The organism is Streptomyces sp. NPDC043867, from assembly GCF_056435845.1.
The window spans coordinates 130,084-144,401 of sequence record NZ_JBWKDS010000010.1 but is presented as its reverse complement, the minus strand read 5'-3'; the positions used below and the strand labels follow the sequence as shown (position 1 = coordinate 144,401).

The 14,318-nt window shown below is 74.2% G+C and carries 11 protein-coding genes; 4 read left to right on the top strand and 7 right to left on the bottom strand.

From position 1 onward, the window contains the following. Positions 1 to 18: 18 nt before the first annotated feature. Positions 19 to 816 carry a sugar phosphate isomerase/epimerase family protein gene (locus tag AC069T_RS12890; protein WP_478782827.1) on the top strand — a complete coding sequence of 266 codons (798 nt, stop codon included), beginning with the start codon at positions 19 to 21 and terminating at the stop codon, positions 814 to 816. A gap of 23 nt (positions 817 to 839) precedes the next feature. Here AC069T_RS12890 and AC069T_RS12885 read toward each other — a convergent pair whose 3' ends face one another. From AC069T_RS12885 to AC069T_RS12855, 7 genes are all read right to left on the bottom strand, one after another. Next, positions 840 to 2,597 (bottom strand): DUF6177 family protein, encoded by a 1,758-nt coding sequence (locus AC069T_RS12885; RefSeq protein ID WP_478782761.1) that lies wholly within the window; start codon positions 2,595 to 2,597, stop codon positions 840 to 842. Next, positions 2,594 to 6,583 (bottom strand): type VII secretion protein EccCa, encoded by a 3,990-nt coding sequence (gene eccCa / locus AC069T_RS12880; protein ID WP_478782760.1) that lies wholly within the window; start codon positions 6,581 to 6,583, stop codon positions 2,594 to 2,596. Before eccCa ends, AC069T_RS12885 begins: the two co-directional genes overlap by 4 nt. 61 nt (positions 6,584 to 6,644) lie before the next feature. After that, complete coding sequence (locus AC069T_RS12875) at positions 6,645 to 7,601, bottom strand: CpaE/TadZ family protein (RefSeq protein WP_478782759.1); 957 nt, start codon at positions 7,599 to 7,601, stop codon at positions 6,645 to 6,647. Between the two features lie 852 nt (positions 7,602 to 8,453). Further along, positions 8,454 to 9,836 (bottom strand): type VII secretion integral membrane protein EccD, encoded by a 1,383-nt coding sequence (gene eccD, locus AC069T_RS12870; protein WP_478782758.1) that lies wholly within the window; start codon positions 9,834 to 9,836, stop codon positions 8,454 to 8,456. Between the two features lie 13 nt (positions 9,837 to 9,849). After that, positions 9,850 to 10,167, bottom strand: a complete 318-nt coding sequence (locus AC069T_RS12865) for a hypothetical protein (protein ID WP_478782757.1) — start codon at positions 10,165 to 10,167, stop codon at positions 9,850 to 9,852. Positions 10,168 to 10,298: 131 nt separating this feature from the next. Next, positions 10,299 to 10,610: a pore-forming ESAT-6 family protein gene (locus tag AC069T_RS12860; RefSeq protein ID WP_478782756.1), complete on the bottom strand. Its 312-nt coding sequence runs from the start codon at positions 10,608 to 10,610 to the stop codon at positions 10,299 to 10,301. A 22-nt stretch (positions 10,611 to 10,632) separates the two neighbouring features. Continuing rightward, complete coding sequence (locus AC069T_RS12855; RefSeq protein WP_476751410.1) at positions 10,633 to 10,965, bottom strand: hypothetical protein; 333 nt, start codon at positions 10,963 to 10,965, stop codon at positions 10,633 to 10,635. Between the two features lie 743 nt (positions 10,966 to 11,708). Here AC069T_RS12855 and AC069T_RS12850 point away from each other — a divergent pair. The 3 genes from AC069T_RS12850 to AC069T_RS12840 all read left to right on the top strand — a co-directional run bounded on the left by AC069T_RS12850 (position 11,709) and on the right by AC069T_RS12840 (position 14,010). Next, positions 11,709 to 12,050: a PadR family transcriptional regulator gene (locus AC069T_RS12850; RefSeq protein WP_478782755.1), complete on the top strand. Its 342-nt coding sequence runs from the start codon at positions 11,709 to 11,711 to the stop codon at positions 12,048 to 12,050. Further along, positions 12,047 to 13,003 (top strand): hypothetical protein, encoded by a 957-nt coding sequence (locus AC069T_RS12845; protein ID WP_478782754.1) that lies wholly within the window; start codon positions 12,047 to 12,049, stop codon positions 13,001 to 13,003. Before AC069T_RS12850 ends, AC069T_RS12845 begins: the two co-directional genes overlap by 4 nt. Before the next feature lie 95 nt (positions 13,004 to 13,098). Then, the gene (locus AC069T_RS12840; RefSeq protein ID WP_478782753.1) at positions 13,099 to 14,010 is read left to right on the top strand and encodes a phosphatase PAP2 family protein; all 912 of its coding nucleotides are present in this window, start codon (positions 13,099 to 13,101) and stop codon (positions 14,008 to 14,010) included. Positions 14,011 to 14,318: the final 308 nt, after the last annotated feature.

Genomic DNA, 14,318 nt, shown 5'->3' with positions numbered 1-14,318 from the left:
CGCTTCTCCGTCAACCAGATGACGGTGAAGCAGCTCTCCCTGCCGGAACTGGTCGACGGGTGCGCCGAGTTGGGCGTGCCCGGAGTCGGCCTCTGGCGCGAACCCGTCCGGTCGTACGGCGTCGGGGCGGCGGCGAAGCTGGTGCGTGACGCGGGACTCGCCGTGACCACGCTGTGCCGCGGGGGCTTCCTCACCGCGACCGACCCGGACGAGCGGGCGCGGTCCCTGGACGACAACCGGGAGGCCGTCGACGAGGCGGCGGTCCTCGGCACGGACACCCTCGTGCTGGTCTCGGGCGGGCTCCCCGCGGGTTCGAAGGACCTGCACGGCGCGCGGGAGCGGATCGCCGACGCCCTCGGCGAGCTCGGTCCCTACGCGGCCGAGCGCGGCGTACGGCTGGCCATCGAACCGCTGCACCCGATGTTCGCCGCCGACCGCTGCGTGGTCTCCACCCTCGCCCAGGCCCTGGACCTGGCCGAACGCTTCCCGGCGGACCAGGTGGGCGTCACGGTGGACACGTACCACATCTGGTGGGACGACACCGCGCCGCGGCAGATCGCCCGGGCCGGCGCCGGCGGCCGCATCCACACCTTCCAGCTCGCCGACTGGGTCACCCCGTTGCCCGAGGGTGTCCTCAACGGGCGTGGCCAGCTCGGGGACGGCGCCGTCGACCTGCGGGAGTGGCGCGGGTACGTGGAGGCGGCCGGTTACTCGGGTCCCATCGAGGTCGAGCTCTTCAACGACGGGCTGTGGGCACGGGACGGACGCGAGGTGCTGGCCGAGACGGCGGCCCGGTTCGTGGCGCACGCCCTGTAGGCGCAGGTCGCCCCGGCTGCCCGCTACCCCCGCTTCAGGTGCTGCGTGAGCTGCTGGAACGTCGCCCAGGACCGCGGGTCCCTCCCGTCGCCGAGCGGGTAGTGCAGGGCCGGTCCGGCCGCGGGACCCAGCGGGACCGGGCGGACGGCGACGGGCGGGCGCCGGGCGTGGGCGAGACCGATGCCGCGCACCTCGTCCGGGCCCAGGGTGAGGGAGAAGGGCACGGGCGGGGCCTCCAGCAGCGGGGGCGCGGTCAGGTCCCGGCGGGCCCGGCGGACCGAGACGAGCAGGCTGACCAGGGCGTGCTCGCCGACGAGGACCCCGGCGAGGTCCTGGACCGCGTCGAGGGGCAGCTCCTCGTCCTCGCCGAAGCCGAGGGTGAGGAGCATCTCCTCCTCCACACCCGCCGCCGTACGCGTCACCCGCAGGGTTCCGACCGCGGGCCGCGCCGGGTCGCCCACGGCGATCAGGTGGGTGGCGGCCGGCGCCCGCCCGTGCGCCAGATCCGTCAACTGGCGGCGCGACCAGGGCAGGTTGACCGGCTCGGCCGTGCCCCAGCCGGCGGGCGGCGCCCCGGTGAGGGCCCGCCAGGCCGTCTCCAGCGCCCCGCCGAGGAGCAGGTTCGGGTCGGCGGCGTGCCGGGTGCGGAACGCGACGTGGAGCTGCCGCTCGGCGGTGGGCCCGGTGGCGGAGAACGCGCGGGCCACCGTCGCCCTCCCGTCGGCGGTGAGGGCGGGCGTGAAGGTGCCGCCCTGCCAGCGCAGTACGGCCCCGGACAGCCCGTCGTAGTACCCGCAGTCCGGGTCCTCGACGACCCAGCGGTTGGGTACCGGCGCCAGCGTGGTGCGGGCGGCCGGACTCAGCCGGACGTGCGGCGGGGTCACGATCTGCAGGGCGCGGCGCGAGCCGGACGCCTCTCGCAGGATCTCCGACAGCCACGAGGTCAGGGCGATCACCGGCCGGTCGGCCAGGACGACGGCGGTGCTGTCGGTGAGCACGTCGACGGCCGGCAGACCGACCGCCGCACGCGCCGTCACGGAGGCGTCCCCGCTGTCCGTCCCGCGGCTCCCGGTGGCGGCTTGCGGCTCCCCGTCCGTACCGGGCTCCCCGCTGTCCGTCCCGCGGCTCCCGGTGGCGGCTTGCGGCTCCCCGCTGTCCGTCCCGCGGCTCCCGGTGGCGGCTTGCGGCTTCCCGCTGTCCGTCCCGCGGCTCCCGGTGGCGGCTTGCGGCTTCCCGCTGTCCGTCCCGCGGCTCCCGGTGGCGGCTTGCGGCTCCCCGCTGTCCGTCCCGCGGCTCCCGGTGGCGGCTTGCGGCTCCCCGCCGTCCGTCCCGCGGCTTCCAGCGGCGGCCTGTGGCTCCCCGTCCGTACCGGGCTCCGCGGTCTCCGGTGCCGGTACGGCGGAGGTGTCCACCACCTCCGTACGCGCCGCGCCCGCCGGCCAGGTGATGCCGCCCAGCAGGGCGTTGAGCCGGCCGCAGACGGAAGCGGCGAGGCGCTCCGCCTCCGGCACCGCCGTGGAGGCGCGGGCCTCGGTCCACCAGAACGGCAGGGGCACACCGGCGGCCGACGGCCCGAGCAGGCGCTGCGCCTCGCCCGGCACCTGGACGAGGACCGGCGCCTCGACGGAGACGAGCGGGCGGCCTCCCGGCCCGTGGAGCTGGATGACCGCCCCGTCGGCCGCCGCGGACAGCCCGAGGTCGGGGCCGCCCGCGTACAGGCCGGTCAGCAGGGCCCAGACGTCGGGCATCTTCGGGGTGAGAGCGATGACGTCCTTGGTCACGGGCGTTCGGCTTCCTCGGTGTCGGAGAGTGCGGTCTGGATGAGCTGGTGGTGGCGGCCGCGGCGGACCATCGTGCCGCGTCCCGGCGGCTGCGCCGAGGCGTACAGGCCCGGGAAGAGCTGGCCCTCGGTGCGGTCACCGGCCATCACGAGCGCGGCGGTGCCGGTCTCGCGCAGCGTCGTCAGCAGCGGCTCGTACAGGGCGCGGGAGGACCCGGCGACGCGGCGGGCGATGACGAAGTGCAGCCCGATGTCCTGGGCGGAGGAGACGTACGGCAGGAAGGGCGTCAGCGGCTGCTGGCCCGCCGTGGCGAGGATGTCGTAGTCGTCGACCAGGATCACGATCCGCGGCCCGCTGAACGCGGGTTCGGCGCTCAGCGTGTCGGGGTCCGCGCTCTCCGGCAGCCGCTTCTCCAGTTCGGTCGCGATGCCGCCGGCCAGCGCGGCGGACAGCTTCGCGTTGTGCGCGTAGCCGCCGCGGTACGCCTCCGGGATCACCCCGCGCAGCCCGCGGCGCGGGTCGAAGACACCGAAGACCAGCTCCTCGTCGCTGTACCGCTCGACGAGCTGTCCGGCGATCAGCTTCAGCAGGTTCGTCTTGCCGCACTCGTTGTCGCCCAGGATCAGCAGATGCTGGTCGCTCCCGAACAGGTCGAGGAGGGCGGGCGCGAGCGCGTCCTGGTCCACGCCGAGCGGCACCCGCCGCGGCTCGGCTGCCACGGAGGGCAGCCGCGCCGCAGGCAGGCGGGTCGGCAGCACCCGGACGGGCGGCGCCACGTCACCGTGCCAGGTGGCCCGGATCGTACGCGCGGCCTCCTCCAGCGCGGGCCCGATGTCGTCCGTGGACGCCGAACCGTCGATGCGCGGCAGCGCGACCTGCGCGAACAGCCTCCCGTCCGTGAGGACCCGGCCCGGGGTGTCCGCGGCAAGCGTCTCGGACAGCTTGCGGTCGACGGAGGAGTCGGCCGGGTCGTTCAGCCGCAGCTCGACGCGCGTGCCGAACATGGACTGGGTGGCGATCCGCACGTCGTTCCAGCGCAGCATGCCGGCGACCACGTGGATGCCGTACCCGCCGCCGCGCTTGAGCAGGTCGGTCACCGAGTCGTCGAGTTCGGCGAACTCGTCGCGCAGCGCCCCGAATCCGTCGACGAGCAGGACGACGTCGGTCGAGCCGAGCTCCGCGAGACGGCCCTGCGCCCGCAGCCGGCGCAGCTGCTCGACGGAGTCGATGCCGTACTCGCGGAACAGCTCCTCACGCTCGGCCAGCATCGCCCGCACCTCGGCGACCGTCCGGGCGGCCCGCTCGTGATCGGCGCGCCCGGCGATCCCGCCGACGTGCGGCAGCCCGGCCAGCGCCGACAGACCGCCGCCGACCAGGTCGAGCCCGTAGACGGCGACGTCGTACGGGGTGTGCGTGGTCGCCAGGGCCAGCGCGAGGGTCCGCAGCAGGGTGGTTTTGCCGGACTGCGGTCCGCCGATGACGGCGGCGTGCCCGCCGGCGACGGTCAGGTCGAGCAGCCACTTGCCCTGCCACTGGCCGGCCGGGTCGTCGAGCACGCCGAGGGGCACGCGCATCGCCCCGGCCGGGCCGTCGGCCAGGTGCAGCCCGCGCTCGGTGACCTGGACGGGTCCCGCGGCCGCGTCGAGGGTGACGGCGGCCGGCAGTGGCGGCAGCCAGATCCGGCGCACCGGCGGGGCCGCCCCGGCCAGCTGGCCGACCATCACCGACATCACGGTAGGTCCGGTCTCCCGCTTGGTCGCGGCGGGTTCGGAGCCGCCCTCGGCGGGGGCCGTGCCGAGGGTGTTGAAGGCGGGATAGGGCCAGGCGAGCGGCTCGTCGTCCCGCTGGTCGCGCAGGGCCGGGCCCCGGTGGGCGCCGGACACGTACCCCGCCTTGAACCGCTCGTACACCGAGGTGTCGACCTTCAGATAGCCGAAGCCCGGCAGCGGCGGCAGATGGAAGGCGTCGGTGGTGTCCAGCACCGTGCGCGACTCGTCGGGGGAGAAGGTGCGCAGACCGAGGCGGTACGACAGATAGGTGTCCAGCCCCTTCAGCTTGCCGCCCTCGATGCGCTGGCTGGACAGCAGCAGATGCATGCCGATGGAGCGGCCGATGCGGCCGATCGACAGGAACAGGTCGATGAAGTCCGGCTTGGCCGTGAGGAGTTCGCCGAACTCGTCGATGACGACGAACAGGTGCGGCAGCGGCTCCAGATCGGGCCGCGCGGCGGCGCGCAGGGCCGCGTAGTGCCCGATGTCGGCGACGTTCCCCGCGTCCTTCAGCACCTGCTGGCGGCGCTTGACCTCGCCGGCGAGGCTGGTGTGGACGCGCTCGACGAGACCGGCCTGGTTCTCCAGGTTCGTGATCACCCCGGCCACGTGCGGGAGTCCGGTGAACGGCGCGAAGGTGGCACCGCCCTTGTAGTCGACCAGGACCAGGGCCAGGTCCTCCGGGGAGTGGGTGGCGGTGAGCGCCAGCACCAGCGTGCGCAGCAGCTCGCTCTTTCCGGAGCCGGTCGCGCCCACGCACAGCCCGTGCGGCCCCATGCCCAGCTCGGAGGACTCCTTCAGGTCCAGCAGCACCGGCTCATGACGGTCCGTCAGGCCGATCGGTACGCGCAGGAACTCACGCTCGCCGCGCGGTGCCCACAGCCGGGCCATGTCCAGCGCCGCCGGATCCTCGACACCGAGCAGGCCGGAGAAGTCGACGGGCCCGGACACCGGGGTCCCCTCGGCCGCGGACTCCGCCGAGAGCCGCAGCGGGGCGAGCAGCCGCGCCAGCCCCTCGGCGCCCGCGGGGCTCACCGCGTCCGCCGTGCCCTGCGCCACCGCGGACGGCTCGCGCAGGTCCTCCACCGTCACCTGGTCGCCGTCGACGCGGATACGGACGCCGACCTGGTCCGGCTCGTGCACCTGCCGCTCCAGCAGGTGCAGCACGGTGACGCCCATGTCCGGCAGCTCGACCACCGTGTCCGGCCGCGGGAGTTCGGCGGCCGTCTCGCCGTACTCGTCGCTCACCACCAGCAGCCGGCTCGTCATGCGCAGCGCGTCCCGGCCGGACAGACCCCGCCGCACCTCCGCCGCGTACGACGCGCGCCGGTCCAGCTCAGGCCGGCACAGCGCGGCGAGCTGCGGCAGGCTCGGGGCGATCCGGCGGGCGGCGACCGGCCCGTCCTGCTCCTGTGGATCGAGCACGTGGGGCAGCCACTTGGCCCACTCCCACTCGGCCAGCCGCTCCCCGGGGATGCCGAGGGCGACGGCCACGTCGTCCGGGGCGTGCGTGACGGCGGTCTGGATCAGCAGGGCGCGGGCGACCCGCAGCACGCCCTCGCGGTCGCCGACGATGCTCACGTTGCCCGCGCGGTCCAGCGGCACCGTCAGCGGACAGTCACTGGCGACCGAGTACCGGGCCAGCAGCGCCCGCGCCTCGTTGAGCATGAACGGGTCCGGCGGTGTCATCACCCCGCCGGAGTTCGAGTCGATGGCAAGCTCCTGCACCGGCACGTCACCCGTGCCCACCCGCACCCGCAGGAAGTCCGGGTCCTGACGCCGGCGCTCCCACAGACGGGCGGGATCCCGTACGAGGTCGTAGAGCCCCTCCGGGGGCGGGTTGAGGACCCGGGCCAGCCGGCGCCGCTCCCGCTCGGCGGCACCGAACTCCTCGCGCAGTTCCTCCAGATACTCCAGATACCGCTCGCGCTGGGCCCGCCGGGTGCGCTGCGCCTTGCCCCGCTGGGACAGGAACAGGGCGACCGCGCCGAGCAGCGCGAGGACCAGCACCATCGCGCCGAGCGCCGCGAACTGGCTGTTGCGGATGACGGTCATCATGACGACCGAACCCATCACGCCGGCCATGGGCAGCAGGGCCGTCGCCGCGTTCCCTAGCTTGCCCTCGGGCAGGTTCGGCGGCGGTTCGACCGTGCGCGGCCCGGCGGGCGCGAGCGGCCGGGTGGAGCGGGCGGGCCGGTGTATCAGACTCTGGGTCACGGACGGACCCCTTCTCGGACGGCTCCGGTGTCGTGACGTGCTGCGGCGCTGCGGCGGGCGGTCATCGCACCCTCGTCGCGCGCCGCATGGCCTCGGCGGCGAGGCGGACGGTGGCGTCGCGGGTGGCCTGCCCGAGCAGGTCGGTGCGGATGGGGCCGCCGCCCGCCAGATGCCGGTCGTAGGGGAGCGGGACGACGGTGACGCCCGTCTCCTTCAGGTGCGCGGTGGCCGCCTTGACGTCCAGCACCAGGTCGGGCGAGCCCGCGGTGAGCGCGACCACCGTGGAGGCGAGCGCGGCGTGCGGCAGCTGCGCCAGCCAGTTGAGGACCTGGCGGGTTCCGTTGACGCCCTCGGCCGTCGTCGGCGAGACGACCACCCGGGCGTGCGCGGTGTCCATCGCCGTACGGGCCACCTCGCCGGGCAGGCTCTCGCAGTCCACCACCGTCACCGCGAAGTAGCGGCGCAGCGCCAGCGTCACCGTGCGGTAGGTCGGCACGTCCAGCGGGGCACCGACGCGGCCCCGGCTCGCGGGCAGCAGCCAGCCGCCGTCCGCGACCGGCACCAGGTAGCCGGTGACGTCGTTCAGCCGCATGGACGGGCTGAGGACCTGCGCCAGGTCGGCGCACACCCAGCGCACGGACTCCGCGCCCATCCGCACGGGCAGGGTGCCGAGCGCGGCGTCCGCCTCCAGCGTGAGCACCGGGTCGTGCCGGTAGTGGTTGAAGGTGCGGCCCAGCAGCGCGGAGACCGTGGACTTGCCGACGCCACCGCGGATCGACGTCACCGCGATGACCCGGCCGGTGGTGACCGGCTGCTGCAACTCCCGGGCGATCCGGGTCTCTTCGGTCACGTCCTGGGCGGCCGACGCGGTCAGCCGACGCAGCGAGCGTCCGGTGCGCCGGGTGATCGAGTCCCCGTGCTGCGGCCGGCCCAGGGCCCGCGCGAGCCGGGGATCGACGGTGGGCACGGACTCCGGCGCGGACGCGGGCAGCCGGGGATCCCGCGAGCCGCTCGGCACGGGACTGCCCCCGGCCGGCTGCCCCTCGCCCGCCGCGGCCGACAGGACCGGGGCCGGCGGACCGCCGCCGGGCGCCTGCCCGTCGGGCCGCGCGGGTGCCCGGGGCGCGGGGACGGCGGACTCCGCCGCCGAGGGGGCGGGAACCGGTGCTTGCGTGGGCGCGGCAGGGTGCCCGGGCGGGGGTGCCCCGGGCGCGGGGATCGCGGACTCCGCCGACGGTGCCGGGTGCACGGCGGCGGCGGGAGCCGCGGGCTGCCGGGTCGCGGGGGCCGTCGGCCCGGTGGACCGGGGCGGGTGCACGAGACGCAACGCAGGCTCGCCCCGCCGCCCCCCGGAACCGGCGGGACCCGGACCCCCACCCTGCTCGAAACCCCCGACCCGCCCGACGGCACCGGCGTGTCCCACGGCACCGGCATGCCCTGCGCCGGCACCGGGTTGCTCTACGGAACCGGCACGCCCGGCGGCCCCCACGTGCCCGGCGGCACCGGCATGCCCTACGCCGGCACCGGGCTGTCCGAGGGCACTCACATGTCCGACGGCACCGGGCTGTCCGCCGGCACCGGGCTGTCCGCCGGCACCGGGCTGTCCGCCTGCACCGGGCTGTCCGCCTGCACCGGGCTGTCCGACGGTGCCGGAGCGCCCTATGCCGGCACCGGGTTGCCCTACAGCCCCCACGTGCCCAGCGGCCCCCACGTGCCCAGCGGCCCCCACGTGCCCGGCGGCCTCCGTCGCCGGGCCCGCGGCCGGCGTCCCGGCGGGTGTGGTCGCCTCCGCCTGTTGCAGGCGGCGCAGCACGTCCCGCTGCCAGTCCCCTCCCTGTCCCTGTCCCTGTTCCTGCGCCATGTCCGCCCCTTATGCGAAGGTGTCGAGCAGTCGTCCGTACACGCCGAACACGCCGAGGACCAGCGGGAACAGGGCGATCACCCCGACGGATTCGAGTACGTCGCCGGCGCGCCGCAACCGTACGCGCACATGTTCGGCGGGCTGGACCGCGAGCACCAGGAGCGGCAGCACCGCGAGCCCGGCCAGCACGGCCAGCGGCCCCGCCGCACCGGACCGGTCCAGCCACACGGAGATCAGCCGCACGGTGAGCACGGCCCCCGCGAGCAGCAGCACCACGACCTCCGCGACCAGCGGAAAGGCGCGGGCGCGAAGCGCGAGCACCGCCGTCGTGACGGCGGCGAGCAGCACCGTCCACACGGTGGGCTCCCGCAGGGCGAGGACACCCGCGGCCGCCGCGGAGACGGCCACGGTGACCGTCGCCAGCGCCAGCCCCCGGTGCGTGGCGGCGAGCGCCGCCGTCACCTGGTACCTGCTCACCGAGGCGCCACCCGACCGCCGGTCGTCGAGACCGGAGAGCCCCGAGGCCATCAGCGCCAGCCGGGGCAGCAGCCCGAGCACGACGACGGACCCGACGGCGAGCAGGGCGCCGGCCCTGGCCTGCTCCCCGGCGCTCGCCGCCCCCGACTGGAGGGCGACGGCCGCCTCCCAGCACACGCCCGTAGCGGCGAGGGCGGCGCCACCGACCAGCCCGCCGCGCCCGAGCGGCGTGAACCGGCCGAGCAGGAGGAGCGTCACGACGACGGCCGCGGCCGGTCCCCCCGACTGCACCGCCGTCGACCAGTCACGGGCGTCGCCCAGCGTCCAGGCACCGAGCGCGCCCAGCGCCCCGCCGGTGGTGATCAGCGTGGCGGCCACCCCGCGCCGCCCGGCCCGCCCCAGCAGCACACCCGCGAGTGCGGCGACCGCGGCGACGGCCAGCAGCCCCCCTCCGACGGCCCCGTGCCCGTACGCGCCGCGTGCCACAAGCCCGGTGACGAGCGCCCAGCCGACCGTCGCGAGTCCGGCCACGACCCGCCGGACGGCGGGCCGCCAGCGCCAGGCACGCCCGTCGAGGTCGTCGGCGGTCTCGTCGCTGACGTCGTGCACCACCGGCGCGGACGGCGCGTCCTCGGCCCGTACGAGCCGCAGCACGGCACCGTCGGGCACCCCCGCGGACTCCAGCGTGCTGTCGTGCGCGAGCGCGGAGCCGTCCGCGGTGACCAGGTGCCGCAGCTGGGGACGATCAGAGACGCGGTCGCCGAGCAGCCGCAGAACCTCGGGCAGCAGCAGCCCGACGGGTTCCCGGGACGGCAGGACGAGGTCCACGCGCCGCCGCTCGCCGACCAGGGTGACCCTGCTCAGCGCCGAGCGGTCACCCGGACCCGACTGAATCGAAGCCCCCGCAGATATCACGAATTCGAACCTATCACCGGGTAGAAGGGGTCACTGAGGACGCGGAGGGCCCCGCCGAGGGCCCGGGTGACGACGGCGCGGAAACCCCCGAAGGAGGCTGTACGGGACCACCGTTCGGGTTCTTGCCGATGATCCGGTGCGACACGAACGACCACCCCACGCATCCCGCGCACAGCACCGCCGCGATCACCACCCCGGCGAACACCTTGCCCAACCGCTCGTCCACCGAACGGCGTTGCCGCTGCGCCCCGAACAACAGGGCGTCGCGCAGCCGCCGTCGGCGTACCGACACGGACTCCAGCAGCTGGCTGTCGTACTCCTGGGCCGTCACGACGAACCCTTCCTGCCAGGAGTGCTGGCGATCACGGTGCTTCCCCGGGCAGGCGCGTCCCACGCGCGGTGGCACCCGGACGTGCCGGGTGCCGGGCCGCGGCGGTCACCGCGGCCCGGCACGGGCTTGTGTCAGCCGATGTTGTCGACGGCGGCGCGGGCCCTGGCGAGGGTCGCCTGGGCGGTGCCGTCGTTCTGCTCCAGCGTGGTGCGCACGAGCCGGATGATGTCGCGGACCTCGTTGGCCGCGCGGTTCCAGCGGACTTCCTTGCCGTGGTAGTCGTCGGAGACGCCGTCGGCCTGGAACTCGGCCATCGCGGCCTGCACCGCACGGTCGCGGTCGCCGAGGACCCGCTCCAACTGGCCGATGATGCCCTGCAGGCTGCCCTGCACCTCGGTGGAGGCGCCGGTGTCGTACGAGCGGCGGTCCTGGTTCTGACCCATGATCTGAATCCCCCTGAGTCGTCTATCGGGCGCCGAAGCGGGCCGCGTCGAAGTTGGCCTGCCCCATGTTCTGGTGGGCGTTGTCCTGCTGCTCGGTGTCACCGGTGCCGAAGGCGGTGTCCATGCCGCCCTGGCCGCCCAGGATCGCGCCCAGCGAGCCGTTCAGCGCGTCGGTGATCTCGTCCGCGCGGCTCTTGAACGAGTCGAACGCGGCCTTGCCCGCGCCGTTGAACTTTCCCTCCAGCGGCTCCGCGGCCTGCACGAGCCACTTGATCAGAGTGCCCAGGTCGTCACTGGATCCGACCGTGCTCTTGCCGAGGTCCGCCAGGGTCGTGGAGCCCATGTCGAACTTCATGCATTCACCCCCGTGTATCGCGTATGACTCACCAGTACGTCGAACATCGTGACCCATGACGCGTTGCAGCGGCAACGCCGTTGGACACCAAGTGACACGATCAGGACGTAACGCGGACTTGTTCGCGACTCCGGGTTTCCGCGCCCGCGCGGGGTGTTGAGGGTCCCGGGAAAAAACTTCGGCAGAGCGTGCAACCCTTCCGCGGGTCAGCGGGTCTTGTTTGCGTCAGGACTCTTGGAGGGGGATCCGGGGGGATCGCGGGGGTTCTGACGGGGGAGGGGAAAGCCGAAGGGGCCCGGTCGACGGACCGGGCCTCTTCGAAATCCCGCTGACCACCGGTCCAGCGGACCCTCGCAGCCCCGGACCACCGCCGGACCCCGGCTTCTTGACGCCCCGCCCGCCGGACAGCCGGGCGGGCGGCCCCACTGCGACGGGGTCCCGGGACCGCAGGCCCCGCGACGGGATCCCGGGACCGCAGTCCCTAGTGCCGCATCAGGCAACGTTCGCCCTGTTCACGACCTCGCGGAGGCGTTCGTCGGCGGCGTGCTTGTTTCCCCAGATGCTGTAGCGACGGATCACGCTGCCCTGCTCAAGAGCATCCGCCAACGCCGCGCGGGTGCGTCGAGGAGATCGCCGTCGCCCGCCGGCCGGGAGAGGGTGACGCTCGCCGCGGGCGTGGAGGTGCTGCCGTTGATCACCCAGGGCTGGCGGATATATTTCGTAGCTCGATATATGCTCGATGCATGCCCAGACAGAATTCTCCCTTGACGGAACCGCAGTACTTCATCCTCGCCGCACTCATGGATGGTCCGTTGCACGGTTACGGCATCATCAAGGCTGCCGAGCAGGCCACCGACGGGCGGCTCCGGATCGCTGTCGGCACTCTCTACGGCGCGCTGGAGCGGATGGAGCGGGCCGGGCTGGTGGCCGCCGGCCATGAGGAGATCGTGGACGGGCGGGCGCGGCGCTACTACCGGCTCACCGAGGACGGCACCGAGGCGCTCGGCCGGGAGGCGCTGCGGATGCAGCAGGCGGCGGCCGTCGTCATCGGACACTCGCGGGATGCCGGAGCGGCCCCGGCATGAACCGTCTGCTGCTTGCGGCCTATCCCGAGCCCTACCGTTCCCGGCAGGGAGAGGAGGTGCTGGCCTGCCTGTCCGAGGCGTACCCCGGCCGCTCCTGGCCCCCGCCGCGGGAAGTTGCCGCCCTGGTGCGCGCCGGGGTGCAGGCCCGCGCCCGTGCCGTCGTCGACGACACGGCCCGGCCGTGGTGGCTGGACGGCATCCATCTGGCCGCCCTGGCCCTCGCCGCGCTGGCGCTCGTTCCGTACTTGCAGGATGTGTGGCACTGGGCACTGCACATCGACCCCGGACAGCACGCCATCGCCTTCCACTTCTCCGGCTGGTACCCGTGGGCCGAAGGTCCCACGCGGATACGGCTGCTGCCCTACGGGCTGCTCCCGCTGGGCTGCCTGATCGCCCTGCTGCGCGGCAGAGCGTGGATCGCGCTGCCGGCCGCGGCAGCCATGATGTGGGCCGGCGCCACGTCCCACGGCCGCATCCTTTTCGGCGACGAGGGCAAGGCGGGCCTGAGCTACTACGGTCTCGGCGCCCCGCTAACGGCCCGTGACCTGGTGCTCTCGGGGGCACTGTGCGCCGCGTGCGCCGTGCTGGCGCTCTGCCGTCCCAGCCGTCTGCGACGCCGCTCGTACCGCTGGCTGGTCCCTGTCGTGCTCGCCATGTTCGTGGCCGGGGGCCTGCACATCATCTCCGTCAGTCCGACCTTCCAGCGCGGTCTGTTCGCCCTCGAAGTCGCCGCGCTGATCGCCGCGTGGGCGGCAACGGCCGCCACCGGCGACCGCCGGTGGCTGATCCCCGTCGCGGCGGTCGCGATCGTCCGCACGCAGGCGATCGTCGTCCGTCCGGACGCGTTCATGCAGTCCTTTCCGGACCTGGTCGTCCTCATCCTGCTGATCGCACCCCTCCCCGCCCTGGCGATCGCCGCCCAGCGCCGACAGGGGCAGGCACTCGCCGAATAGGAGCGGACCACCCGGTGGGCCGGCCGAGCCCGGAGGCCCACGTCGTGCCGCAACACGTGCGTGACCGAACTCCCCCCAACGGAAGAAACAGAGCGATGACTCAGCACGATTCTCCGTCCCTGCCCGCGCACCGTCCGGGGGCCTCAAAGCAGGCCCCCGACGACACCAGCCCGTCGTGTACGACGCGGCCGTGGATGCCGGCCCTGCTGTACACCCTGGGGTTCCTGACGGTCTACCTGCTCGCCATCTGCACCCCGTGGGGGCAACGAGCTGAGAACCCGTGGTTCTACCTCGGCATACAGGGTGGCGAAGCAGCATGGATCTACCCCCTATCAGGATCGGTCTACGGCTCGACGCCCCTGCCGCCGCTGGAACTGAGCGCCAAGCCCACCGTGATGGCGGGCCTGGCCGTCATCGTGCTCCTCACCCTGGTGCGACGGTGCTGGCGGCAGGGGTTCGCGGCGCTGGGGGTCGCCATTCTCGCGATCGGAACCAAGGAGGTGTTCAAATCGACCGTGCCCCGCCCCGATCTGGTGGGCGCGCCGGAGAATCTCCTTGACCAGGGTTTTCCCAGCGGGCACACGGTCATCCCCGCCGCGCTGACCCTCGCCGCCGTCCTCGTGGTTTCCCCCCGCATCCGCCCCTACGTCGCCACGGCCGGTGTGCTGTGGCTCGCCTGCATCGCCGCCGCCAGCGCGACCATGGGCGGCCACCGGCCCAGCGAAGTGCTGGGAGCCACACTGTTGGCCTGTGCCTGTTACGGCCTCGCAACCTGGCTGCTGCTGCCGGCCGCCGCGCCAGGCGCCACGCGGAGCCCTCGTGCGCTGCATGTCACCGCCCTGGCGCTGGCACTGATCGTCGCCCTCGTTTCCGGCGCACGGCCCGACACCCTCACAAGGTCACTGGTCTCCGCGGCGACGGCCTTCATATGTGCGGCCCTGGTCTGGTACGCCGCAGTCGGGCGGCCCGCACACACCGCACGCCGCACACGTCCCGCACTGGACTGACCACCCGGCCGGCTCCGGGCGGGAACCCGGTTGCATCCTGGCAGAGCGGCGGTCCGACGCCACCGCCCAGTCGTAGAAGCCGTCGACGCCTGAGCGGGGATGCGCTCCCGCCCGGCGTGTCCTCCCGTAGTCCGGTCAACAGGCCGGTGTCGCCCGGCGCGGCAACCGGCGGCCTTCGATCAGGCCGAGGCCCGCGACCGCGACCACGTGCGGACCTGGGTCGTCCTGGTCGACGGCGCCCGCCACCAACTCGACCTGATCCGCGCCGAAGCCGACCGGCGCGGATCACCGTGCAGGTCCTGCTCGAC